This window comes from Streptomyces sp. NPDC033136, assembly GCF_055578235.1.
The window spans coordinates 19,711-42,465 of the sequence record NZ_JBVIPD010000002.1 but is presented as its reverse complement, the minus strand read 5'-3'; the positions used below and the strand labels follow the sequence as shown (position 1 = coordinate 42,465).

The 22,755-nt window shown below is 71.3% G+C and carries 21 protein-coding genes; 12 read left to right on the top strand and 9 right to left on the bottom strand.

Translation table 11 applies throughout. The annotated features are described in order from the left end of the window. Positions 1-15: 15 nt before the first annotated feature. The 6 genes from ACZ5TL_RS03335 (at position 16) to ACZ5TL_RS03310 (ending at position 6,089) form a co-directional block, all read left to right on the top strand. Positions 16-927 carry an Rv1678 family membrane protein gene (locus ACZ5TL_RS03335; protein WP_468587174.1) on the top strand — a complete coding sequence of 304 codons (912 nt, stop codon included), beginning with the start codon at positions 16-18 and terminating at the stop codon, positions 925-927. Positions 928-998: 71 nt separating this feature from the next. Continuing rightward, positions 999-1,892, top strand: coding sequence for a putative selenate ABC transporter substrate-binding protein (locus ACZ5TL_RS03330; RefSeq protein ID WP_468587172.1), 894 nt, complete (start codon positions 999-1,001; stop codon positions 1,890-1,892). Continuing rightward, positions 1,889-2,635: a phosphonate ABC transporter ATP-binding protein gene (locus ACZ5TL_RS03325; RefSeq protein WP_468587169.1), complete on the top strand. Its 747-nt coding sequence runs from the start codon at positions 1,889-1,891 to the stop codon at positions 2,633-2,635. Before ACZ5TL_RS03330 ends, ACZ5TL_RS03325 begins: the two co-directional genes overlap by 4 nt. After that, positions 2,632-4,359 carry a PhnE/PtxC family ABC transporter permease gene (locus tag ACZ5TL_RS03320; protein WP_468587167.1) on the top strand — a complete coding sequence of 576 codons (1,728 nt, stop codon included), beginning with the start codon at positions 2,632-2,634 and terminating at the stop codon, positions 4,357-4,359. The genes ACZ5TL_RS03325 and ACZ5TL_RS03320 overlap by 4 nt, the downstream gene beginning before the upstream one ends. A gap of 272 nt (positions 4,360-4,631) precedes the next feature. Beyond that, on the top strand, positions 4,632-5,198 hold the full coding sequence (locus tag ACZ5TL_RS03315) for a redoxin domain-containing protein (RefSeq protein WP_468587165.1): 567 nt from the start codon (positions 4,632-4,634) through the stop codon (positions 5,196-5,198). Between the two features lie 6 nt (positions 5,199-5,204). Then, positions 5,205-6,089 carry a cytochrome c biogenesis CcdA family protein gene (locus tag ACZ5TL_RS03310; RefSeq protein WP_468587163.1) on the top strand — a complete coding sequence of 295 codons (885 nt, stop codon included), beginning with the start codon at positions 5,205-5,207 and terminating at the stop codon, positions 6,087-6,089. Positions 6,090-6,763: 674 nt separating this feature from the next. Here the strand turns inward: ACZ5TL_RS03310 and ACZ5TL_RS03305 are convergent. Next, on the bottom strand, positions 6,764-8,035 hold the full coding sequence (locus ACZ5TL_RS03305) for an MFS transporter (RefSeq protein ID WP_468587161.1): 1,272 nt from the start codon (positions 8,033-8,035) through the stop codon (positions 6,764-6,766). Continuing rightward, entirely contained in the window at positions 8,032-9,390 is a 1,359-nt protein-coding gene (locus ACZ5TL_RS03300; protein ID WP_468587159.1) for an MBL fold metallo-hydrolase, read from the bottom strand. Before ACZ5TL_RS03300 ends, ACZ5TL_RS03305 begins: the two co-directional genes overlap by 4 nt. 86 nt (positions 9,391-9,476) lie before the next feature. On the opposite strand from ACZ5TL_RS03300, the gene ACZ5TL_RS03295 reads away from it, so the two are divergent. Further along, on the top strand, positions 9,477-10,145 hold the full coding sequence (locus tag ACZ5TL_RS03295) for an ArsR/SmtB family transcription factor (protein WP_468587157.1): 669 nt from the start codon (positions 9,477-9,479) through the stop codon (positions 10,143-10,145). Between the two features lie 36 nt (positions 10,146-10,181). Next, on the top strand, positions 10,182-10,805 hold the full coding sequence (locus ACZ5TL_RS03290; RefSeq protein ID WP_468587973.1) for an aminotransferase class V-fold PLP-dependent enzyme: 624 nt from the start codon (positions 10,182-10,184) through the stop codon (positions 10,803-10,805). Here ACZ5TL_RS03290 and ACZ5TL_RS03285 read toward each other — a convergent pair. Further along, positions 10,796-11,842 (bottom strand): PP2C family protein-serine/threonine phosphatase, encoded by a 1,047-nt coding sequence (locus ACZ5TL_RS03285; protein ID WP_468587155.1) that lies wholly within the window; start codon positions 11,840-11,842, stop codon positions 10,796-10,798. The two genes, ACZ5TL_RS03290 and ACZ5TL_RS03285, sit on opposite strands and share 10 nt — an antisense overlap. A 443-nt stretch (positions 11,843-12,285) precedes the next feature. Here ACZ5TL_RS03285 and ACZ5TL_RS03280 point away from each other — a divergent pair, with 443 nt between their 5' ends. Both ACZ5TL_RS03280 and ACZ5TL_RS03275 read left to right on the top strand, forming a co-directional pair. Further along, positions 12,286-12,558: a hypothetical protein gene (locus tag ACZ5TL_RS03280; RefSeq protein WP_468587153.1), complete on the top strand. Its 273-nt coding sequence runs from the start codon at positions 12,286-12,288 to the stop codon at positions 12,556-12,558. Between the two features lie 255 nt (positions 12,559-12,813). Then, on the top strand, positions 12,814-13,893 hold the full coding sequence (locus ACZ5TL_RS03275) for an AI-2E family transporter (protein WP_468587151.1): 1,080 nt from the start codon (positions 12,814-12,816) through the stop codon (positions 13,891-13,893). 49 nt (positions 13,894-13,942) lie between these two features. Here the strand turns inward: ACZ5TL_RS03275 and ACZ5TL_RS03270 are convergent, their stop codons facing one another. Next, positions 13,943-14,293: a hypothetical protein gene (locus ACZ5TL_RS03270; protein WP_468587149.1), complete on the bottom strand. Its 351-nt coding sequence runs from the start codon at positions 14,291-14,293 to the stop codon at positions 13,943-13,945. Between the two features lie 199 nt (positions 14,294-14,492). Here ACZ5TL_RS03270 and ACZ5TL_RS03265 point away from each other — a divergent pair, with 199 nt between their 5' ends. Together ACZ5TL_RS03265 and ACZ5TL_RS03260 are read left to right on the top strand one after the other, a co-directional pair. After that, on the top strand, positions 14,493-14,996 hold the full coding sequence (locus ACZ5TL_RS03265) for a DUF421 domain-containing protein (RefSeq protein WP_468587147.1): 504 nt from the start codon (positions 14,493-14,495) through the stop codon (positions 14,994-14,996). Between the two features lie 265 nt (positions 14,997-15,261). After that, positions 15,262-15,915 (top strand): hypothetical protein, encoded by a 654-nt coding sequence (locus ACZ5TL_RS03260; protein ID WP_468587145.1) that lies wholly within the window; start codon positions 15,262-15,264, stop codon positions 15,913-15,915. 44 nt (positions 15,916-15,959) lie between these two features. Here the strand turns inward: ACZ5TL_RS03260 and ACZ5TL_RS03255 are convergent, their stop codons facing one another. The 5 genes from ACZ5TL_RS03255 to ACZ5TL_RS03235 form a co-directional block, all read right to left on the bottom strand. Then, on the bottom strand, positions 15,960-17,477 hold the full coding sequence (locus ACZ5TL_RS03255) for an NCS1 family nucleobase:cation symporter-1 (RefSeq protein WP_468587143.1): 1,518 nt from the start codon (positions 17,475-17,477) through the stop codon (positions 15,960-15,962). A 140-nt stretch (positions 17,478-17,617) separates the two neighbouring features. Further along, complete coding sequence (locus tag ACZ5TL_RS03250; RefSeq protein WP_468587141.1) at positions 17,618-18,637, bottom strand: TIGR03842 family LLM class F420-dependent oxidoreductase; 1,020 nt, start codon at positions 18,635-18,637, stop codon at positions 17,618-17,620. 11 nt (positions 18,638-18,648) lie between these two features. Beyond that, positions 18,649-20,052 (bottom strand): dihydropyrimidinase, encoded by a 1,404-nt coding sequence (gene hydA / locus ACZ5TL_RS03245; protein ID WP_468587139.1) that lies wholly within the window; start codon positions 20,050-20,052, stop codon positions 18,649-18,651. Positions 20,053-20,146: 94 nt separating this feature from the next. Then, positions 20,147-20,989 (bottom strand): nitrilase-related carbon-nitrogen hydrolase, encoded by an 843-nt coding sequence (locus ACZ5TL_RS03240; protein WP_468587137.1) that lies wholly within the window; start codon positions 20,987-20,989, stop codon positions 20,147-20,149. A 155-nt stretch (positions 20,990-21,144) separates the two neighbouring features. Further along, positions 21,145-22,743 (bottom strand): PucR family transcriptional regulator, encoded by a 1,599-nt coding sequence (locus ACZ5TL_RS03235; RefSeq protein ID WP_468587135.1) that lies wholly within the window; start codon positions 22,741-22,743, stop codon positions 21,145-21,147. Positions 22,744-22,755: the final 12 nt, after the last annotated feature.

Sequence of the window (22,755 nt, the reverse complement as noted above, 5' to 3'; positions counted from 1 at the left end):
TGTATGCAAGCACCTATGACCGGGCCCGCGAGGTCCCGGATGGCGCCCGTCCGGTGGCTCTTCGCCCCCGCCACCGACGAGGTCCCTCGCGGGCAGGCGGGCGGCGCGGCCTTCCTGAGGGTGCTGCTCGGCCTGATGTGGCTGCACAACGTGTCGTGGAAGGTTCCCCCGGACTTCGGGAACGCCGAGGGAGGGCTCTACAAGTGGACGGCCTTCGCCGTGAGCCACCCGGTGTTCCCGCCGTACAGCTGGGTCGTGGAGCACGCTGTCCTGCCCAGCATCGAGGTGTTCGGCTGGGGAGTGCTGATCGCCGAGAGCGCCCTGGCGGCGCTGCTGCTGACCGGTGCCTGGGTGCGGGTGGCGGCGGTTCTCGGGGTGGGCATGTCGCTGTCCATCGGACTCTCGGTCGCCGCGGCGCCGCACGAGTGGCCGTGGGCCTACTGGCTGATGATCGGTGCCCATGCGGCGATCCTGTTCTCCTCGGCCGGGCGGGCGTTCGCCGTCGACGCGCTGCGATCCGGACTGGGCTGCGCCCGCAGGCTCGGCCAGGTCTGGGGCGCGATCGCGGTGGTCGTCGGTGGTCTCGCCGTACTGGGCTCGGCCGGAGACGATCCCGTTGCCGCCCGTGGCCACGACATGCGGGCCTGGGACCTGGCGATCAGCGTCGGCCGCTACAACCTCGTCGGCAGCCTGGTGCTGGTGCTGATCGGCGTCCTGCTGCTGGTGGGCGCCCGCGGCCGGTTCGCCCTCCTGAGCCACGCGGCGGCGGTCGTCGGCGCGCTGGCCGCACTGTCCCTGTTCGCCCAGGTCGGCTTCAGCGACCCGCTCCTCGGCGGCACCGCGACCTCGGCGGCCTTCCTGCTGTCCGTCGCCCTGGTCGCCGTAACGGTCGCAGGTGCCCCGGATCCGGCGCCGCCACGCGAGTGAAACCGACGACCACCACCCGCCGGCCGGCCGGCCACGCCCGCACCAAGGAAGTGCCCATGCCCATGAGATCGATGACCCGACGTACGCTGCTCCTCGGCACCGGAGCGACCCTCCTGCTCAGCGCCTGCGGGACCGGGGCCGCGTCCGAGACCCGGCAGCTCGGGATCTCCGCCATTCCCGACCAGGACCCCGAGCTGTTGAACCGGCTCTACCCGGGCGTGGCCGAGCGGTTCGCCGACGCGACCGGCCTGAAGGTGGCCTACCGACCCGTCACCGACTACACCGCCGTGGTGCGGGCGTTCGAGATCGGCGACATCCATCTGGCCTGGATGGGCGGGCTGACCGGCGTCCAGGCACGCGCACGCGTACCGGGTGCCGCGGCCATCGCGCAGCGGGACATCGACGCCGAGTTCCACAGCCTCTTCATCGCCCACTCCGACGCCGGCCTGCGGCCGTTCGAGAAGGTGGACGGGCTGCGCGGCCTCGCCGGACACACCTTCACCTTCGGTAGCGAGACCTCCACCTCCGGCCGGCTCATGCCGCAGTACTTCATGCGGCAGGCCGGTCTTGAGCAGGGCGAGTTGCGGGGGAAGCCAGGCTTCTCGGGCTCCCACGACGCCACGATCGAGCTCGTGGCGGGCGGCAGCTTCGAAGCCGGGGCCGTCAACAAGCAGGTCTGGGACGCCGCCGTCGCGGCGAAGGAGGTCGACCTGAGCAAGGTGGTCGTGCTGTGGCGCACTCCCGGCTACGCCGACTACCACTGGCTGGCTCGTCCGGATCTCGACAAGACCTTCGGTGACGGAACCAGGAAGAAGGTGCTGGACCTGCTCCTGGGTCTGGACGACCGGAACGCCGAGGACGCGAAGTTGCTCGAGCTCTTCGGCGCCAAGTCCTTCGTAGGCACGAAGAATTCCGCCTACGACCGGATCGAGGACGTGGCCCGAGACCTGGGCCTGCTCCGGTGAGTGACGCTCCGCCGGTGATCCGGCTGCGCGGCGCGGGGCGCCGGTTCGGCGCGCACGAGGCCCTGGGCGAGCTGGACCTCACCGTCCACGCCGGGGAACGGGTGGCGGTGCTCGGCACCAGCGGCGCCGGCAAGAGCACGCTCCTGGCTCTGCTCAACGGGTCGCTGGAGCCGACCACGGGCAGCGTGGAGGTCTTCGGTGAGAACTCCGCCCGCCTGACGGCCCCACGGCGTCGGCTGCTGCAGCGGCGCGTCGGCTCGGTGAGCCAGGACCTCGCCCTGATCGAGCAGGTCCGGGTGGTGCACAACGTCAACGCGGGCAGGCTCGGCCGGTGGAGCACCCCCCGCGCCCTGGCCTCGCTGGTCTGGCCCCACTCGCTCGACGTGGTCCGCGACGCGCTCGAACGGGTCGACCTGGGCTGGGCGCTGTACGAACGCACCGAGCGCCTGTCCGGCGGCGAGCGGCAGCGGGTGGCCATCGCCCGGCTCCTGGTGCAGGATCCCGAGTTGGTGGTGGCCGACGAGCCCGTATCCAGTCTCGATCCGGTGCGCGCCGCGCGTGTTCTCGGCCTGCTCGGCGCCTCACCGACCGGGAGAACGCTCGTGGTGAGTCTGCACCAGCCGGCATTGGCCCGCGAGCACTGCACCCGCGTGGTGGGCCTGCGCCAGGGCCGGATCGTCCTCGACCTCCCGGCCGGCGACGCGACCGACGAAGCGCTGCACGACCTCTACGAGCTCGTATGACACTCCAACTCGACGCCCCGCCGACCCCGCCGTCCCCGTCGGCCGTATCCGCGCCGGGGCGAAAGCCCGTGAGCGGGCGGCGGATTCTGCTCCGCAGGCTCACGGCACTGGTGACGGTGGCCGGGCTGCTGGCCTGGGCGTTTGCTCGCGCCGTCCCGTCGGGCGGCGAGCTGGTCAACCGAGGCGGTCTGGCTCTGCTCGACGACCTCGCGGCGACCGCGCTGCATCCCTCCCTGGACCCGGGCTTCCTCGGCGTGGTCCTGGAGGCGACGGCGACGACGCTGGCCCTGGCGCTGCTCGGGACGGCCGGGGCACTGGTGATCGGCCTGGTCGGCGGGCTGGTCCTCAGCGACGCGGCGTGGAGCGGCGCGCTGCCGTGGCCCCTACGTGCGGGGCGGCTTGTGCTGCGCGGCGCGCTGGTGGCCGTCCGCTCGGTGCACGAGCTGGTGTGGGCGCTGCTCTTCGTCAGCGTGCTCGGCCTCGACCCGCTCGTAGCCGTCCTGGCACTCGCCCTGCCCTTCGGCGCGCAGAGCGCCCAGGTCTTCGGGGAGACCTTCGACAGTGTGCCCGACGCGCCGCTGCGTGCGCTGCGCGCCGCCGGCGCCAAGCGTTGCTCCGCTCTGGCCTACGCCCTCCTTCCCGGCACGGCACCGCTGCTGCTGTCCTACTCCTTCTACCGGTTCGAGTGCGCCCTGCGGTCCGCGGTCGTGCTCGGCGTCGCCGGCGTCGGAGGGCTGGGATTCGAGCTCACGGTGAGCCTGCAGTCGCGTAACTGGGGCGAGGTCTGGACGCTGGTCGCGGCACTGCTGGCGCTCGCGGGGGTGGTCGAGCTGTGGAGCAACCGAGTCCGCTCCGACGTCGCGGTGGTGACCTGCGCCGACTGGTCGGTCGGACATGAACGCTCACGCGACGACGGCCGGTCCCCGCGTGGCCTGTCCCGCTCGACCCGCTGGTCTCTGATCCTGGCGGTGCCGGCGATCGCGGTCGCCTGGTGGTGGGCCGGCCTCTCACTCGCCGGACTCGCTTCGGCCCGCACCCAGGACCTCGCCGGCCGGCTGCTCGGCGACCTGTGGCCTCCCGAACTCCCCGAGGGCGGTCTGCGGGTACTGACCGGCGCCGCCCTCGACACCGTGGCCATGGCCGTCCTGGCCATGGTCGTGGCGGTCGTGATCACCCTGCTCGTGGGCCCCTGGGCCGGCCGCCCGCGCGCCGACCGGCGCGGCCCGGCGTCCTGGGGCCGACGGGCCGTCTGGTGGCTCGCCCGGCTGCTGCTCCTGGTGCTGCGGTCGGTCCCCCCGACCGTGTGGGCCGTCGTCGCGCTCCTGGGCCTCTTCCCCGGCGTCCTGCCCGGAGCCCTGGCACTGGGGCTCTACACCGGCGGCATCCTCGGCCGACTGGTCGCCGAAGCCTGGGAGACCATGGACCTGGGGCCCCGGGAGTCCCTGCGCAACGCCGGCGTATCCCGTGCGCTGTCGGCCGTGGTGTCCATGGGACCGCCGTCCGCGAACCACCTGCTCACCTACACGCTCTACCGGTTCGAGATCTGCGTACGCGACACCGCCATCGTCGGCGTCGTCGGCGCGGCAGGTCTCGGCCGACTGCTCAGCGAACGTCTCGCGGCCTTCGACTTCCCCGTGGTCACCGGCATCCTGCTGGCCTCGTTGCTGGTCAGCCTCGCCGTCGAGGTACTGGGACGCCGCCTGCGGCGCGCCCTCCGGGCCTGAGCCCAGGCCGACCGCGGTCGCTTTCGGACCCTGTCGGGTTCGATTCCGCCCGTTCGGCTTCCGCACACCCGGCCGGCCAAGGCCCGGGGCCGTTCACGGGCAACGGTTCCGCCCAAGGGCCTCGCCCGGGGCCGCGTCACCGTCCTCGCCCCGGAGCGGCTCGCCGACCACGCGGGCCGACGTCACCGAACCGTAAGCACCCGTCCCAGCCCGTACCGCCCGCCGCCCGGCCTACAGTTCAGCTGACCCCGACCACCAGGAGCCGTCCCGTCATGCGTGCCCGCCTGATCCTCCCCGGCCTGCTGGCCGCCACCGCCCTCACCCTCGTCGGCTGCGGCGCGGAGACGTCCGCCTCCTCCAGCGGTGCCGCAGAGAAGTCCGGCCCCACGGCCTCCGGTTCCTCCGCGCCCGCAGGAGCAGGTACCGCGGCGGTCCCCGAGACGCTGCGGTTCACCGGCACGACCGTGGACGGCAAGCCGTTCGACGCGGCCACGCTGGCGGGCAAGCCCACCGTGTTGTGGTTCTGGGCCCCGTGGTGTCCCACCTGCAAGGCCCAGGGACCCGAAACCGCCAAGGTCGCCGACCGGTTCCAGGGCAAGGCGCACGTGATCGGGGTGGCCGGACTCGACACGCCGCAGGCCATGAAGGACTTCGTCACCGACACAGGGGTCGGCACCTTCCCGAACCTGGCCGACGAGGCCGGGGACATCTGGAAGAAGTTCGAGATCACCCAGCAGAGCGTCTACGTGATCCTCGACAAGGACGGCAAGACCGTCTTCACCGGCAGCCTCCCGGCCGGCGAGGGCCTCGCCGGCAAAGTCGGCCCGCTCGTCGGCTGAACCGCCATGTCCGATCTGCCGCTGGCCCTCGCTCTGACCGCGGGCATGCTCGCCGCCGTCAACCCCTGCGGCTTCGCCCTTCTGCCCGCCTACCTCTCCCTGCTCGTCCTGGGCGACGATTCCCCCACCCGCACAGCCGCCATCCGACGCGCGCTCGCCGCCACCGCGGCCATGACCGCCGGATTCGCCGCCGTGTTCGCCCTGTTCGGACTCGCCATCGCCCCCGTCGCGGGCCAGGTCCAAGAACACCTGCCCTGGTTCACCATCGCCTTCGGCCTCCTGCTCGCCCTGGCCGGCGCCTGGCTGGTGACCGGGCGCGACCTGCCCGCCCTGCTGCCCCGACTCCGCCGTGCTCCCGCCGTCACCCGCTCCGCCGTGTCGATGGCCCTGTTCGGCGCCGCTTACGCCATCGCCTCCCTCGGCTGCACCATCGCCCCCTTCCTCGCCATCGTCGTCTCCGCCTTCCGCAGCGGATCCCCCCTCGACGGCATCACCCTGTTCACCACGTACGCGGCCGGCATGGGCGCGATCGTCGGCGCCGCTGCCCTGTCCATCGCCCTGACCCGCACCGCCCGCGTCACCGGTCTGCGCCGCCTCGGCTCGCTCGCCTCCCGCACCGGCGGCGCCCTGATCCTCTTCGTCGGCGCCTACATCGCCCACTACGGCTGGTACGAGATCCGCGTGCAGAACAACCCCGCCACCCAGGACCCGGTCATCGACGCCGCCGGCACGATCCAGCGCACCCTCGCCGACACCCTGGACACCATCGGCCCCGGAGCCATCGCCGCCCTCCTCGCCGCGCTGCTGATCGGAGGCGCAGTCCTGCGCCGCCGGCATCCCCGCTCCCCAGACCAAGCGCCCGCCGACCCCGGCAACGCGCCTGCCCCGTAAGGCGGAACGGCCCGACGAGAGCCACGCGGGCGCCATGGCCCTCACCGCCTTGCGGCGGTCACCCCCGCACGCCACCTGAACGGATGGCAGGGCAGGGCGGTGAACCCCATCGGGCATCCGACCGGATGGGTCCGCCCGTCGGCCTCGGCACACGGGACAGCGGAGAGCGCGCCCGGCGCACTGCGGCGGAATCAGAAGCAGGTCCCGGGCGGTGGACCAAACACTGTGATCTCCTTCCACGGAGCCCAACAGACAGCTGGTGCCGTACCCGGTGGCGCAGGAGGCGTCGGAAGGCAGCCGTCCGAGCCCGGAGATGAAGAAACTCCGCCCAGCGGTGGTAGCCGCACGCCTCGCGGTCATCGGCGCCCCGTTCCGGGATTTCCAGGGCCTGACCGAGGACGAACCGGGCCGGGCGCAGCAGAGCGCGTCGCGCGGTATCCGCAGGACGCAAGACGGCGTCACCATGAATCGGGATGCCTCGCGGGGTGACGGGTGTTGTGCTGTGTCTGTCTCCGGCGTGCCCGCCTCCTCCCCCCCCCTTGCCCCCCTTGCCCCCCTTGCCCCCCTTGCCCCCCTTGCCCCCCTTGCCCGCCTCCGGCGCGGCGGCCAGGACCGAGGACGCATGCGGGTGCCTGGCCGGGTGCGACTGCTGCTGACCGATCGGTCGTACGCCCTCAGGTGCGCGGACGGGTCTCGTACATGCGCACCGCGACGACGAGGCCGGAGGCGGCGGTGAGGGCGGCGACGGCCCAGATGGCGGTGGTGAGGCCGTAGGCATCGGCGAGGATTCCCGCGACCAGCGCGCCGACGGCGAAGCCGCCGTCGCGCCACAGGCGGTAGACGCCGACGGCACGGGCGCGCCAGGCGGGGTGGGCGACGTCGCCGATGACGGCCAGGAGGGTCGGGTAGACCAGCGCGGTGCCGATGCCGAGCAGGATCTGGGCGGTGGCCCAGACGGGGAAGGTGGTTCCGGCGGCGACGAGGGTGATGGCGGCGGCCTGCAGCAGCATGCCCGTGGTGATCAGGTGTTTGCGGCCTATGTGGTCGGACCACCAGCCGGTGAGCATCTGGCCCGCGCCCCACACGGCGGGGTAGAGCGCGGCGAGGACGCCGATCTGGGCGATGGACAGGCCGTGGGCGGCGAAGAGCAGGGGGAAGATGCCCCAGGCGAGGGCGTCGTTGAGGTTGTTGACCATGCCGGCCTGGCTGGCGGCGGACAGGGCCCTGTCGCTCAGGCTGGTGAGGCGGGCGATCTGGGCTGTGGTCAACTCGGCGTCCGAGCCGGACTGTCGGGGGTGCTGGGCGGCCTCGGCCCGGGCGTGCTCGCGGGTCTCGCGGACGGCGAAGGTGGACAGGCCCAGCGCCAGGACGACATAGGCGGCGCCGAGGAGAAAGGGCTCGGGGCGCAGCCCGGCGTGTTCGGCGATGGCGCCGGTGGCCATGGCGGTGGCGGCGACGGCTCCGTATCCGGCTGCCTCGTTGAAGCCCATGGCCAGGCCGCGGCGCTGGGGGCCGACGAGGTCGATCTTCATGATGACGGTGGTGGACCAGGTCAGGCCCTGGTTCATGCCGAGCAGGACGTTGGCGGCGATGATCCAAGCCCAGGTCGGGCCCCAGGCAAGCATGGCGGGCACGGGCAGGGCGATCAGCCAGCCGGCGATCAGGACGGGCTTGCGGCCGTAGCGGTCCGACCAGGTGCCGGCGAAGAAGTTGGTGATGGCTTTGGTGGTGCCGAAGGCCACGATGTAGGTGAGGGCGGCGGTGTAGGCGTCCAGGTGGAAGACGTCGTCGGCGAGCAGCGGCAGCACGGTGCGTTCCTGGCCGAGCATGCCGCCGACCAGGGCGTTGACCGCGACGAGCAGGGTGAACTGGGCGAGGTTGGCGCGCAGTCCGAGCCGTATGCCGTCCGTGTCGCTCGTGCTCGAAGAGGTGGCCGGGGAGGTCACTCGCCTTCCTCCAGCGTGCGGCCGGTGGCCTTGGCCCAGTCGCCCGGTCCGCCGTCCAGGACGGCGAGGTCGCCGTGTCCGGCACGCGCGAGGAGGCTGGCGGCGGTCATGGCGCGCTCGCCGTGCCCGCAGGCGACGACGGCCCCGGCCGGTGCTTCGCCGGGGTGTCCGGCGAGGCCGCCGAGTTCGATGTGGACCGCGTCCGCGATGTGTCCGGCGACGTGCTCGGCCCGCTGCCGGATGTCCAGGACCGGACGGTCGGCGATGCGGTCGGCGGTGATCAGGTCGATGGTCCGCTGCTCCCCGCCGTCCGCCTGCCACATCGCCCACTCCAGGTGTCCGGCCAGCCGCTCGTACCCGATCTTCAGGGCCTGCCAGGTGAGTTCGCCGAGGTCCTGGCCCGGCGCGGTGACGAAGACGAGCGGGGTGTCGTCGGGCAGCAGCCAGCCGAGCCAGGTGGCGAATTGGTCGCGCAGCGGGATGGAGATCGCGCCGGGGATGTGGCCGTGGGCGAAGTCCGTGAGGGGTCGTACGTCGATGATCTGGGCGCCCTGGCCCAGCAGTTGGCGTGTCTCGGCCGCCGAGAGCGCGGCGAGCGTGGGGGTGGTCTCGAGGATCGCGGGGCCGCGCCGGTTGATCTCGCCCAGACGGTCGAAGTAGGCGGGGTAGGCGCCGAGGCCGGCGAGCAGCTGCCGTACGAAGGTGTCCTCGTCCGCTGTGGCGAGCAGGGCGTTGGCCCGCTTCTGGGCGCCGATGGTGGTGGTGCGTTCGGCACCGGGTGGGGCGGAGCAGAAGGAGCCGGCACCGTGGGTGGGCCACACGGCGGTCGCGTCCGGCAGCTGGGCCAGGCGCCGCAGGGAGTGGTACTGGGCGCGGGCGAGTTCGTCCGCCCGCTCGGCGCCGAGCAGGTCGGTGCGGGCGGCGGAGCCGACGATGAGGGATCCGCCGGTGAAGACGCCCAACTCCCGGGTGCCGTCCAGCAGGAGGAAGGACAGGTGCTCGTCGGTGTGGCCGGGGGTGGCCAGGGCCCGCAGGGTCAGCCCGCCCAGGTCGGTCTCGTCGCCGTCGGCGAGCGCGGTGTGCGGGAAGGCACGGTGTCCGGCGGCGGAGGCCAGGACGGTCGCACCGTCCTCGGCGGCGAGCTGGAGCGCGCCGGTGAGGAAATCGGCATGGAGGTGGGTTTCGGCGGCGTAGGCGACGTTCAGCCCGCGCTGCTCGGCGGCGGTGCTCAGGGCGCGCAGATCCCGGCTCGCGTCCACTGCCAGGGCGCGTCCGTCGCCCAGGTCGACGAGATAGGCGCTGTTGCCCAGCCCCTCGTCGACCAGCGGTATCAGGTGATCGTCGGCGAAGCTCATGGGGTCCTCCTGGTGTCACGGTCGGCGCTGGATGGTCACAGCGCCCACCTGTGGATACAATATTCCATGGATTTATGGAGGATGCCATGGGAGATGCCGCACGCAAGTCGGCGCTGTACGACGCTTTCGCCCACACCGGTAAGGCGCTGAGCAGTGGGAAGCGTCTGGAACTGCTCGATCTGCTGGCCCAGGGCGAGCGCACCGTCGACGCCCTCGCCAAGGCGGCCGGGCTGAACCTGACCACCGCCTCCGCGCACCTGCAGACCCTCAAGCAGGCGGGGCTGGTGACCACCCGCCGCGAGGGCGTACGCATTCACTACCGGCTGGCCGGAGGCGACGTCGCCGCTCTCTACGCCCTGCTGCGCCGGGTCGCCCAGACCCACCAGGCGGGCGTCGAGGCCGCCCGCACCGCCTACCTCGGCAAGGACCAGCCGGAGGGGGTCGGGCGCGAGGAGCTGCTGGCTCGCGCGCGGGCGGGCGAGGTCGTCGTCCTGGATGTGCGCCCGGCCGAGGAGTACGCCGCCGGGCACATCCCCGGCGCCATCTGCATCCCTGTCGCGGAACTCGCCGATCGTATCGCCGAGTTGCCCGCCGACACGGAGGTGGTCGCCTACTGCCGCGGCGAGTACTGCGCTCTGGCCCACGACGCCGTACGACTGCTCACCACGCGCGGGCGGCGGGCCGTGCGGCTGATCGACGGCATGCTGGAGTGGCGCCTCGCCGACCTGCCCGTGGCGACCGGAGAAGCCGCGTGATCCCCGCGCACCCGGGGCTGCGGGGCGGGCCGGTCTATCTGGACTACAACGCCACCACTCCGGTCGACCCCCGGGTGGTCGACGCGATACTGCGTCACCTGGCAGCATTTCGGCAACCCGTCCAGCAGTCATGCCTATGGCGATCAGCCCCGCCACGCGCTCGGACAGGCACGCGCGCAGGTCGCCGCCATGGTCGAGGCCGGGCCTGACGAGATCGTCTTCACCGGCTCCGGGTCCGAGGCCGACAACCTTGCCCTGCGCGGTGCCGTACTCGCCACCAAGACCGACCGCCCTCATGTGATCACCCAGGTCACCGAGCATCCGGCCATCCTGGAGACCTGCCACGCCCTGGAGCGCCTCCACGACACCGAGGTGACGTACCTGCCGGTGGACGGCGACGGTCTGGTCGACCCGGGGCGCTCGCCGCCGCCCTCACGGAGCACACCGACGAGGTCGCCATGCTGGCGATGGCCCTGCTGTTCGCCGGCCACGAGACCACCGTTGTCCAGATCGGTCTCGGCGCATTGCTGCTGCTCTCGCATCCGGACCAGTGGCAGGCTCTGGCGGAATCTCCCGACCGGATTCCGGATGCTGTCGAGGAAATCCTGCGAGCCCCGGGCAAAGGCGGCGGGGGCATACCCCGCTGGGCGTCAACGGTGACGGAGCAGCAGCATGGCCGCGTCGTCGTGAAGCGGTCCACTGACGTGCTGGAGCAGGTCCTGGCGGAGGTCCTCGAGCGCCGTCTCGGGATTGCGTTCCCTGAGCAGGTGAGCGCGTTCGGCGAGCGGGTAGAAACGGCCTGCGGTGTCGCGTGCCTCGGTGATCCCGTCGGTGTAGAGCAGAAGCTGATCGCCCGTCAGGAAGTCGGCGCGGTACGGTTCCGGCGGCTCCGTACCGCAGGCCCCCAGGCCGAGCGGGAGACCGTAGGAGGACGGTTCGGGCCAGGTGATCATGCCGTCCGCCCGTATCAGCAGGGGGGCCGGGTGGCCGAAGTTGAGGAAGACGACCTCCTCGGACCTCACCTCGGCGAGGACGGCGGTGACGAACTTCTCGGCTCCCGGCTGCCGCTCGACAGCCCGTTCCAGCCGGCACCCCACGGCCGCCAGGTCGGCTTCGTCGGGGGCCGCTTCGCGGAAGGCGCCCAGGACCGCCGCCGCGGTCTCCACCGCGTCCAGCCCCTTTCCCTGGACATCGCCGACGATCACTCGCACCCCATGCTGTGAGGTGGCGACTTCGTACAGGTCACCTCCGATGCGGGCCTCGGCGACGGCGGACATGTAACAGACCGCCATCCGCAACCGCCCGGACAGTCGCGGAACCGGTCTGAGCAACACTCGCTGCGCGGCCTCGGCGATGGACCGCACACTGTCCAGCTCCGCCTCGCGCCCCTGGCGCATGGACACGGCCAGGAGGCCCGCCGCGGTGACGCCGAGGATCGAGACGACGCTCATGATGCCGCGTGGTGTTTGGAGCAGTCCGTTGAACCAGCTCAGACCGACGCACAGCAGCAGAGCGATGCCGCCGACGCACGCGGTGCGCCGCCAGCTGCCCACGAGCGGGGCGAAGGCGGGTCCCAGCGCCAGCAGCGGCAGGAAGACCACCTCCGGGCCGATCGCGAGATCGGCCACCGTGGCCGCGGCCATCATCGCGAAAGGCAGCAGCGACAACACGGTGAGACGGTGGCTCTCCGACCTCATTGCGTCTTTCCTCCCCCTCGTCGGCCCGCCCCCCTGTCCATGGCGGCAGCGCCCCCGATGCGGCGCACAAGATCCATGGTGGCAGACCCACGTCTCCTCTTCCGGACGATGGCGGTGCCCGTCCGGGCATCCCCGATCCAGGGCAGACGCATCGCGTACGCGCTGCGTGACGCGGGTGAGCGGTTGCGTTACGGCGTCCCCTTCGCCGCTCGGCTCAAACCGACACGCCGGGTGACAGGTGTGCCGGAGCCCTCCGGTCCGATGCGCGGAGCCGGGCCGGTCCGGCTCCGATGTACCCAGCCGTCGGGTTCTTGCGGCCCGTACGGTCTGCGGCAGCGCCCGCATTCCCGCGCGCCGTCGTTGTGTTCCGGGCAGGACTGAGGGGTACACGGTCAGCCTCCAGCGAGTACCACGAGTACCAGGGAAACGACTCCGTCGAGGAGATGAGCCAGATGATCGTCCTCGGATTGCTCCTCCTGGCAGCCACAGGGGCCTTCACCGGCCTGGTGATCGCCGACAACCTCTCCGGCGGGCCCGAGTACACCGTGTCCGTACTCGGCCAGGACATCGCCACCATGAACGCGCTGGCCATCTTCTGCTCCGGCCTGGCCCTCGCACTGATCTTCGCCCTGGGACTCAGCGCGGCAAGCACAGCCGTCCATCGCCACCGCAAGCACCCTCGCTACACGACTCCCCCTGGCACCCCCGACCACTGAGGGACAAGCACTCCACCCGCGTGTTCCCGGCCGACGTGACGGAAAGCGCGCCCTCTCCCCAGGACCGCCGCTGGTTCCGGTGCCTGCACGCCGTCACCGGTCGAGTGGTCACCAGCGTGTCGGCTGGGCGAGAGCCCCGGCAGCACCGGCCGGCTGGCTCGGCGGCCGAAGCGGGCCCGGGTGTGCCGTCCAAGGCCCTGTCGCCCGGCGGGCCGTACACCCTGAGCAGTGCGGCGGGTGCGTACGCTGAAACACGTGCAGCTGCTTCCGGAGCCCGTCCGTCGACTTGCCGCCTGGTGCGTCGTGATCCTGCTGGTAGCGGGGGTCGTATACGTCGGGACCCAGCTGTTGGTGGCGATCCGGCCGGCCGTCGTCCCCGTCCTGCTCGCCTTGCTCGGCACCGCACTGCTCCTGCCCGTCCACCGACGGCTCGTGAAGGCCAGGGTCAACCGGTCCCTCGCCGCCGGTCTCACCTGTGCCGCCGCGCTCGCCGTGGTCGGCGGCACGATGTACATGGTCACGGCCGCGCTGGTCGACACCTGGGATCAGATCGTCGCCTCACTGCGCAGGGCGACGCGGCAGCTGGCCGACCAGTTCGGGGCGTCCGGCACCTCGCTGGAGGACCTGGCCGACGACGCCCTCGACCTGCTGGGCAGGTTCGGCGGGACGGCGGCCTCCGGTGTCGTGACCGGAGTGAGCGTCGCCGTCCAGGCCGCCGGCATGGCGGTGCTGGCGCTGCTGCTGGTCTTCTTCTTCATGCGGGACGCCGACCGGGCGGCCGGCACCCTGCGTTCGCTCGTCCCGCGCGGCGGCACGGGCACCGTCGAGGCGATGGCCCGGCGGGCCTTCGAGGGCGTCGAGGGGTTCATGCGGGGCACCACCGTAGTGGCGCTCATCGACGCCGTCTGCATCACCATCGGCCTGTTGATCCTGCGCGTGCCGGGTGCTGTCGGGCTCGGCGCGATCGTCTTCATCGGCGCCTACGTCCCCTACCTCGGCGCCCTCGTCTCCGGGGCGGCAGCCGTGCTCGTCGCACTCGCCGACCGGGGGTTCGCCATCGCGCTGTGGGTGCTCGGGGTGGTGCTCGTCGTGCAGATCCTGGAAGGGAACATCTTCCAGCCGATGGTCCAGAGCCGGACCGTGCGGATGCACCCCGCGGTGATTCTGGTCGCGCTCACCGCGGGCGCGTCCGTGGCCGGGATCGTCGGGGTGCTCCTCGCGGTGCCGGTCACCGCCGCCGCCTTCGGTGTCCTCCACGAGCTCCGCACGCGCTACGCGTCGTCCGAGGGCACACCCTCTGCCGGGGCCCCCGACGAGCCGCCCAGGCAACCATGAGGACGCACCGTACGCCGCATGCGCCGCAGTTCACCCTTTGTCAGAAGATCTAGTGGCTCACGGCCGTTGAACCGTGCGCCCCATCGGTGCCCGGCTCCACCTCCAGTGACAGCATGGTGCTCGCCCCATCGGCCAGGACCCTGACCTGTACCGCGCCCGGGCTGTCGCCTGCGATGAGCGGTACGTCCGTCGTGCCCACACCGTCTGACGCCGTGGTGACTCGGACGGGTGAACCGCCATGAAAGTCGGTGCCGGTTCCTTCCGGGTCATCCACGAAGAAGCTCACCATCCGTCCGCCCGCGGCTGAGCCGTCGGCCCGGGCCATCACCGAGAGCGAAGAGAACTCCTGGCCCTGCGCAGCCCGCTGCCCATCACCAGAAACCACCATCAGCTCATCCATCACTCAACGCCCCCTCCATCCGCACACCCCGCCTGCGTAACCGGCAGATTCCACGCCGGACACGCTGCGGGTCTCCGTCCAGAGGCTTGTCAAACCAGGAGGGCCCCCCAGCGCACCACCGCCCCGGACCCGTCCCTGACTGAGGCAGCGGTGCCGGTGACTTGGTGGAGGGACACTGGCGCGGGGTACGAATCGGATCGTGTTCTTCGACTCCTGGAACGACCTCGCCCGAGTTCTCGTCATGGCCGGGCTGGCCTACCTGATCCTCATCATCGCGGTACGCGCGTCAGGCAAACGTGCGCTCGCGAAAATGAACGCCTTCGACCTGGTGGTCACGGTCGCGCTGGGATCGACCCTGGCCACTATCCTGCTCAACCGGCAGGTGGCCCTCTGGGAGGGGACTCTGGCACTCGTCTCCCTGGTGGCCCTTCAGTTCGTCACCGCATGGACATCGGTCCGCTCCCGGCACGTTCGACGGCTGGTGAAGGCCCAGCCGACCCTCCTGCTGTACGACGGCCACATGCTCCATGAGGCGATGCGGCACCAACGGGTCGCGCCGGACGAGGTACGCCAGGCCATTCGCGCCCAGGGAATCGGTGCGCTGGAGCTGGTGCACGCGGTGGTACTGGAGACGGACGGCAGCTTCAGCGTGATCCCCCGCTCGCAAGCGGGTTCAGGGAACGCCGTGGACAACGTGGCGTAGTCCCGGCCTCCGAGTACCGGCTCGCCGCCGGTACGGCCTCGCCGCGTTCCGGGGCGGCTCGTCCGGCTGGGCGAGGTAGGCGGTGGTGAAGAGGCCGCCGTCGCATGGAGCAGGACTGCACAGCGCGACCGCGTCGGTGCGAACGGTATTTCCGCAGCCTGCGTACTGGAACGCACTTCCGCACCACAGACACTCGTGTGACACTGTCGTCCCGTCCGCCGTGCGGACCCGTTCCGCACCGTCCGTCCCCCACGAGAAGGGCGCCGTGCGTTCCCTACCCCTGCCTCTGGCCCTGACCGCGCGCCTGTCGCCGGTGGTTGTGCTCGCCGCGGCGGGCTGGGCGCTGTCGTCCGGTCCGCTCGCCGCGCCGCAGGCCGCCGAGCACAGGCCGGCCGAAGAGAAGACCGAGACCCGGTCCGCCTCCGCCCCGTCGACGTCGACGGTGTCGAAGACCTACTCGGCGGCGCCCGCGCCGTGCGAGAGCATCGCCAAGAAGACGATCGAGTCGCTGGTCCCGGGCGCCAAGACGGCCGGCAAGGAAATCCCGTCCACGGACTCCAAGCTGCGCCGCACCTGCTCCTGGAACGCGCTCAAGGGCTACGAATACCGCTGGCTCGACGTGTCCTACGAGGTGCTGAAGTCGGACGAGGCGGCACAGAAGTCGTACGAGGAGCACACCGAGAGGAAGAGCGGCGGCGGGGCCGTGCCCGGTCTGGGCGACAGCGCGTACTCCGTCGTGAACCTCACCACCGAGGACAAGCAGCAGACCCGCGAAGGCACCGTGCTCGTCCGCGCGTCCAACGCACTGGTGACGGTCACGTACAACGGCAGTGACTTCGAGTCGAAGAAGGCGCCGAGCACGGACACGATCAACAAGGGCGCCATCAAAGCCGCGAAGGAAGCGGTGGCGGCGCTGTAGGGCGAGAAGGACTGACCCGGCCCCGCCGGCGCCGCCGGGCCGGGTCAGACGGTGCGGCGGCGCAGCGCCATCAGCAGCAGGTACAGCACCATCGAGGTGCCCAACCCCACCGCCCAGCCGTAGTCGGCCAGGCCGGCCAGCGCCGGAACGGGACGGCCGTCGACGAGCGGCTTGAAGCTCGCGCCGCCGACCGCGAGGACGCCGCCGGCCACGAAGGCGACGACAGCCCGCCAGTTCCAGCCGGACTCGTACCAGTAGCGGCCGCCCACGCGGTACAGGTCGGCCAGGTCGAGCCGGGAGCGGCGCAGGATCCAGTAGTCGGCGATGAGGATGCCCGCGACGGTGCCGAGCAGGCCGCCGACCAGGCCCAGCCACGTGAAGATGTAGCCCTGCGGGTCGGAGTACAGCTTCCACGGGAAGATCAGCACTCCGAGCACGCAGGTGGCGAGGGCCCCGGCGCGGAAACTGATCCTGCGGGGCGCGATGTTGGAGAAGTCGAACGCCGGTGAGACCAGGTTGGCCGCCACGTTCACGGAGAGGGTCGCGACCAGTACGGTGACCAGCGCGAAGAGCAGGCCAACCGTGTTGTCGGTCTTCGCGGCGAGCTGTACCGGGTCCCAGATGGCCTCGCCGTAGACGGCCTGCGAGCCCGAGGTGACCATCACCGACAGGAAGGCGAAGAGGGTCATCGTCGTCGGCAGGCCGAGGGCCTGGCCCCAGGTCTGCGCCTTCTGGCTCTTGCCGTAGCGGGTGAAGTCGGGGATGTTCAGCGACAGCGTGGACCAGAAGCCGATCATGCCCATGAGGGCGGGTGCGAACAGCGTCCAGAAGTCGGCCCCCCAGCCGAGCTTCGACGGCTGGTCGAGCAGCGGGCCGAAGCCGCCCGCCTTGTCGCTCATCCACCACAGCATCACGAACGCGCCGACGAGCACGAAGGGCGCCGCCCAGTTCTCGAAGCGGCGGATCGTCTCCATGCCCCGGTAGATGATGACGACCTGCAGCGCCCAGAAGATCGCGAACGACAGCCACATGGTCCAGGCGTAGCCGCCGACCTTCGCCGCGTCCGTCCAGCCGCTGCCGACGAGCTTGCCGGCCAGGAAGTAGATGGCCTCGCCGCCGATCCAGGTCTGGATGCCGAACCAGCCGCACGCCACCAGTGCCCGGACGACGGCGGGCAGGTTGGCCCCGCGGATCCCGAAGGAGGCCCGGGCGAAGACCGGGAAGGGTATGCCGTATTTCGGCCCCGCGTGCCCGGTGAGCAGCATCGGTACCAGCACGATCACATTGGCCAGGGCGATGGTGAACACCGCCTGCTTCCAGTCCATGCCGACGGCGATGAGCCCGGAGGCCAGGGTCCAGGAGGCGGTGTTGTGGGCCATGCCGACCCACAGCGCGGAGAAGTTGTACGTGGTCCAGGTGCGCCCCCGGACGGGGACCGGCAGCAGGTCCTCGTTGGCGTAGGGACCGCTCGGCGCGGGGGCGCCCGGGGCTATCTCCACGCGGCCGTCGGCGAGGGTCACTTGGGTGGTCGGCGGTGTGGCAGTGGGAGCGGTATCGGTCATGGGCCAGCCCAATCGGGGGAGGTGGGACGGGAAAAGCCATGCGGGTGGCGCCGATGGGGGGGTGCGCTCGGGAGCGTGCTGGGCCCCCTTCCCGAGCCGCTGGGAAGGGGGAGATCAAGAGAGGGGTGGTACGGAGGTGTTCAGCCGTTGACGGCCGGGATCACCCGTGATCCGTAGGCGTCGATCACGGTCTCCTGCGCGTCGTGCATGTCGTAGACGGCGAACTGGTCGACGCCGAGCGCGCGCAGCGCCTGAAGCTTCTCGATGTGCTTCTCGACCGGGCCGATCAGGCAGAACCGGTCGACGATCTCGTCGGGCACGAACGCGGTGTCGGGGTTCCCGCTGCGCCCGTGGTGGGAGTAGTCGTAGCCCTGGCGTGCCTTGATGTACTCGGTGAGGTCGTCGGGCACCTGGGACGAGTGCTCGCCGTACTTGGTGACCAGGTCGGCGACATGGTTGCCGACCATGCCGCCGAACCACCGGCACTGCTCGCGCGCGTGGGCCAGCGCCCCGGGTGAGTCGTCCTCGGTGACGTAGGCCGGGGCGGCCACGCAGATGGTCACCTCGGACGGGTCCCGCCCGGCGGCGACGGCCGCGTCCTTGACAGCCTTGACCATGTACTCGGTCAGATACAGGTCGGCCAGCTGGAGGATGAACCCGTCCGCCTCCTCACCGGCCATCTTCAGCGCCTTGGGCCCGTACGCGGCCATCCACACGGGCAGTTCGGCGTCCGGCTTGATCCACGGGAACCGGACGACGGTGCCGCCGAGGTCGGCCTCCTGCCCGCTGCCCAGCGCCCGGATGACCTTCATGGCCTCGCTGATCCGGGCCAGGGTGTTGGGCTTGCGGCCGGCCACGCGCATCGCGGAGTCGCCGCGGCCGATGCCGCAGACCGTGCGGTTGCCGAACATGTCGTTGAGGGTGGCGAAGGTGGAGGCGGTGACCTCCCAGGTGCGGGTGCCCGGGTTGGTCACCATCGGCCCGACCTTCAGCTTCGTCGTGTTGGCCAGGATCTGGCTGTAGATCACGAACGGTTCCTGCCAGAGCACGGCGGAGTCGAAGGTCCAGCCGTACCCGAAGCCGTTCCGTTCCGCCCGCTTCATCAGGCTGATCACTCGCGAGGCCGGCGGGTCGGCCTGCAGGACGAGTCCGAAGTCCATCTGCGCCACTCCTAGTTGAGGTACTGACAGGTGGATCGCGGGGTGTACACACCGTGTCCGGTGTGCCCGGTGTACTCCCGCTCGGTGATGACGGGTTCGCCGCGCGAGAGGACCGTCTCGACCCGGCCGGTGGTGCGCTTGCCCTCGTACGCCGAATAGTCGACGTTCATGTGGTGCGTCTCGGCCGACATGACCTGCTCGGCGTGCGGGTCATAGATCACGACGTCGGCGTCGGCGCCCGGCGCGATGGTGCCCTTCTTCGGGTACAGGCCGAACATCCGGGCCGGGGTGGCGCAGGCGATCTCGATCCAGCGGCGGCGCGAGATGTGCCCGTCGAGGACCGCCTGGTGGAGCAGGTCCATACGGTTCTCCACGCCGGGAAGGCCGTTGGGGATCTTGGAGAAGTCGCCGCGGCCGAGTTCCTTCTGGCCGGTGAAGCAGAAGGGGCAGTGGTCGGTGGAGACGACCTGGAGGTCGTTCGTCCGCAGCCCCTGCCAGAGCTTCGCCTGGTGTTCGCGTGGCCTCAGCGGGGTGCTGCACACGTACTTCGCGCCCTCGAAGTCCGGCTCGGCGAGATGGGCGGTGGACAGGAACAGGTACTGCGGGCAGGTCTCGCCGAAGACGTTCAGTCCCTCGTCGCGGGCCCGGGCCAGCTCGGCGACCGCCTCCATGGCCGAGACGTGCACGACGTACAGCGGCGCGCCGGCGACCTGCGCGAGCCGGATGGCGCGGTGGGTGGCCTCGGCCTCCAGCAGCGCCTTGCGGACCTCTCCGTGGTAGCGCGGGTCGGTCTCGCCGCGGGCGAGCGCCTGCTCGACCAGGACGTCGATCGCGATGCCGTTCTCGGCGTGCATCATGATCAGGCCGCCGTTGTCGGCGGAGCGCTGCATGGCGCGCAGGATCTGGCCGTCGTCGCTGTAGAAGACGCCCGGGTAGGCCATGAACTGCTTGAAGGAGGTGACGCCCTCCTCGACCAGGTGGTCCATCTCCTTCAGCGTGTGCTCGTTGACGTCGGAGACGATCATGTGGAAGCCGTAGTCGATGGCGCAGTTGCCGTCGGCCTTGGCGTGCCAGGCGTCGAGTCCCTCGCGCAGGGCGTGCCCGACGCTCTGCACGGCGAAGTCGATGATCGTCGTCGTGCCGCCCCAGGCGGCGGCCCGGGTGCCGGTCTCGAAGGTGTCGGAGGCGAAAGTGCCGCCGAAGGGCAGCTCCATGTGCGTGTGGGCGTCGACACCGCCGGGGATGACGTACTTTCCGGTGGCGTCGATCGTCCGGTCCGCGGTGAAGGTCTCCGCCACGGGTGTGCCGGAGGCCGCGAGGGCGGCGATGCGGCCGTCCTCGATCAGGACGTCGGCGTGCAGTTCGTCGGAAGCGGTGATGACGAGGCCATCGCGGATGACGGTTCGGGTGCTCATGCTCGGTCGCTCCTCGCCGTGTTGACGTGCCGGTGGTGTGTGGCTGGTCGCGCGCACGCGGCGGTAGCCGCATATCGAATGCAGCCCCGCGCCCCTAGAGGTCCGTCAGTGGGCCGTACGTTCCCGGTGCCCGGTCCCGGTAGAACTGCCAGCGGTCCCGGACCTCGCGGAGTCTGGCCATGTCCAGGTCGCGGACGACCAGTTCGGGCTCCTTGTCGCTCGCCACCTCGCCGACGAACTGCGCCTCCGGGTCGACGAAGTACGACGTGCCGTAGAAGTCGTTGTCGCCGTACTCCTCGACGCCGACCCGGTTGATCGCGCCGACGAAGTACTCGTTGGCGACGGCCGCCGCCGGCTGTTCCAGCTGCCAGAGGTAGCCGGACAGGCCGCGCGAGGTGGCCGAGGGGTTGAAGACGAGCTCGGCGCCCGCGAGGCCGAGCGCGCGCCAGCCCTCGGGGAAGTGGCGGTCGTAGCAGATGTAGACACCGATCCTGCCCACGGCGGTCTCGAAGACCGGCCAGCCACTGTTGCCCGGGCGGAAGTAGAACTTCTCCCAGAAGCCCCTGACCTGGGGGATGTGCGTCTTGCGGTACTTGCCGAGGTAGGAGCCGTCGGCGTCGATCACGGCGGCGGTGTTGTAGAGGACCCCGGGCTGTTCCTCCTCGTACATCGGCAGCACCAGGACGATGCCCAGTTCCTTGGCGAGGGCCTGGAAGCGGCGCACAATCGAGCCCTCGGGGATCTGCTCGGCGTACTCGTAGAACGCCGGGTCCTGGACCTGGCAGAAGTACGGTCCGTAGAACAGCTCCTGGAAGCAGAGGACTTGGGCACCCTGCGCGGCGGCGTCGCGGGCCGCCTGCTCGTGGACCTGGATCATCGATTCCTTGTCGCCGGTCCAGGCGGTCTGGAAGACGGCGGCACGGATCACTCGGCTCATCGGGACCTCCGGTCGCTCGGTGTGCGGTGAGCCTAGGAAGTCCGCGAGCGGGCTTTGAGGTGCACCGTGTCACGTCTGAGGGCGTGCGGCGTGTCACCGTGTCACTCTGCCGTGGGCCCATGTTTCACCGCCGTTTTCCCAGGTCGTCGGGTGTTTCACTGCTGTTGCGCGTCGTGCGCGAGGAGCGCGATGTGCACCGATGCGGCCTGCTCGAAGTCGTCGAGGTTCACTCCGAGGCGGACCTGTATGGCCTCCAGGCGGCGGTAGAGGGCCGGCCGGGAGACGTGGTGGAGCTGCGCCGTGCGGGACTTGTTGCGGCCGGTGGCGAGGTAGGTGCGCAGCACGGCCAGCAGGTCCTCGTCGGTCTCGCGCAGCAGCCCGTCCAGCTCCCGCTCCGCGAAGGACTGCACATGCGGGTCGTCGCGCAGCAGGCGGATCAGGCCCCGCAGATGGACGTCCCTGAGGCGCACGACCGGCGGGAGGTCGAGGGCGGCGGAGGAGTCGGCGACCGCGTCCGCCACGTGCTGGGCCTCGCGCAGGCCGGTGGGGACGTCGTCCCAGGAGACTCGGGGGTCGGCCGCGGCGACGACGGCGCGCTCCGGGCCGGACTCGGTCCGCAGCCGGGTCGCGAAGTGCGTAGCGAGGGCGCCCGCGTCCTGGTCGCGGGGAAGGCTGAGCAGCACGGCGGTGACCCCGTCGGCCAGTTCGGCGACCAGCCCGGGCAGGCCCAGCAGCCGCAAAAGCCGTTCGAGCCGGGCGGGGTCACCGTCGCGGACGGCGAGGGGGACGAAGGTCCGCCGGTTGACCGGCAGTCCGGCCGCGCGGGCCCGGGGCAGCAGTTGCCGTGCCGGTACGACACCGCTGACCAGGTCGGTCAGCAGGCTCTGCGCGGACTGCTCCTCCCAGGAGCACGCGGTGCCGCCACCGAGCATGCGGTGCAGGACGAGGGCCTCGGCGGCGCGGTCGGCCAGCAGCCGTCCGGTGGCGGTGTCGCCGCGGTAGCCGCACAGCACGATCCGGCCCCACCGCTCCCCGCGTCCGCCCAGTTCGGCCCGGATCCAGCCGTCGCCCTCGGTGCCTCCCCCAGTGCCTGAACGGCCTGGGTGGTGCCCCCACGCCTGCCGGGCGATGCGCTCCCAGTCGCGCAGCACGTCGTCGACCGCGGGCCGCTCCCCCGCCGTGCCGAGGACGCGGTGGGCGAGGTTGGTGACGACGACCGGGCAGGCGCTGTGCCGGGCGACCTCGTCGAGCAGACGCTGCAGCGGGGCGCCCGAGGTGATGAGCGCGGTGAGTTCGCTGCGGACGGCCTCGGAGAGGCTGACGGCGGCGAACTTGCGCCGCACCAGCCGCGACTGGACCTCCTCGGTCAGCTCGGCGAAGGGGAAGGGCCGGTGCAGGACGACCATGGGCAGTCCGCACCGCTCGGCCGTCCGGCGCATCACGTCCGGGGCCGCGAGGAAGGCGCGGCCGAGTCCGAGGACGACGGCCGCGGCCTCGGCCCGGTGCAGCGACCGGACGTACTCGGCCTGCTTGTCCTCGTCACCCGCGAGCAGCACGCCGGTGGTGAGGACCATCTCGCCACCGCTGAGCATCACCCCGACGTCGGCGGCCTCGGCGACGTGCACCCAGCGCACGGGCCGGTCGAGGTGGCTCGCGCCGGCCACCACCTCGGGCTCCCCGGCGAGCACCCGCTCCAGGGTGAGGACCTGCCGGACCGACAGGGCCGTTTCCGGGGAATCCAAGGTGGTGGTCATGGTGACGGTTCC

Coding starts and splice junctions, on each gene's coding strand:
- ACZ5TL_RS03310 (WP_468587163.1), top strand. CDS start 5,205: ATGTCCGATCTGCCGCTGGCCCTCGCTCTGACCGCGGGCATGCTCGCC.
- ACZ5TL_RS03300 (WP_468587159.1), bottom strand. CDS start 9,390: ATGAGCTTCGCCGACGATCACCTGATACCGCTGGTCGACGAGGGGCTG.
- ACZ5TL_RS03315 (WP_468587165.1), top strand. CDS start 4,632: ATGCGTGCCCGCCTGATCCTCCCCGGCCTGCTGGCCGCCACCGCCCTC.
- hydA (WP_468587139.1), bottom strand. CDS start 20,052: ATGAGCACCCGAACCGTCATCCGCGATGGCCTCGTCATCACCGCTTCC.
- ACZ5TL_RS03255 (WP_468587143.1), bottom strand. CDS start 17,477: ATGACCGATACCGCTCCCACTGCCACACCGCCGACCACCCAAGTGACC.
- ACZ5TL_RS03295 (WP_468587157.1), top strand. CDS start 9,477: ATGGGAGATGCCGCACGCAAGTCGGCGCTGTACGACGCTTTCGCCCAC.
- ACZ5TL_RS03240 (WP_468587137.1), bottom strand. CDS start 20,989: ATGAGCCGAGTGATCCGTGCCGCCGTCTTCCAGACCGCCTGGACCGGC.
- ACZ5TL_RS03250 (WP_468587141.1), bottom strand. CDS start 18,637: ATGGACTTCGGACTCGTCCTGCAGGCCGACCCGCCGGCCTCGCGAGTG.
- ACZ5TL_RS03320 (WP_468587167.1), top strand. CDS start 2,632: ATGACACTCCAACTCGACGCCCCGCCGACCCCGCCGTCCCCGTCGGCC.
- ACZ5TL_RS03330 (WP_468587172.1), top strand. CDS start 999: ATGACCCGACGTACGCTGCTCCTCGGCACCGGAGCGACCCTCCTGCTC.
- ACZ5TL_RS03280 (WP_468587153.1), top strand. CDS start 12,286: ATGAGCCAGATGATCGTCCTCGGATTGCTCCTCCTGGCAGCCACAGGG.
- ACZ5TL_RS03335 (WP_468587174.1), top strand. CDS start 16: ATGACCGGGCCCGCGAGGTCCCGGATGGCGCCCGTCCGGTGGCTCTTC.
- ACZ5TL_RS03285 (WP_468587155.1), bottom strand. CDS start 11,842: ATGAGGTCGGAGAGCCACCGTCTCACCGTGTTGTCGCTGCTGCCTTTC.
- ACZ5TL_RS03235 (WP_468587135.1), bottom strand. CDS start 22,743: ATGACCACCACCTTGGATTCCCCGGAAACGGCCCTGTCGGTCCGGCAG.
- ACZ5TL_RS03270 (WP_468587149.1), bottom strand. CDS start 14,293: ATGGATGAGCTGATGGTGGTTTCTGGTGATGGGCAGCGGGCTGCGCAG.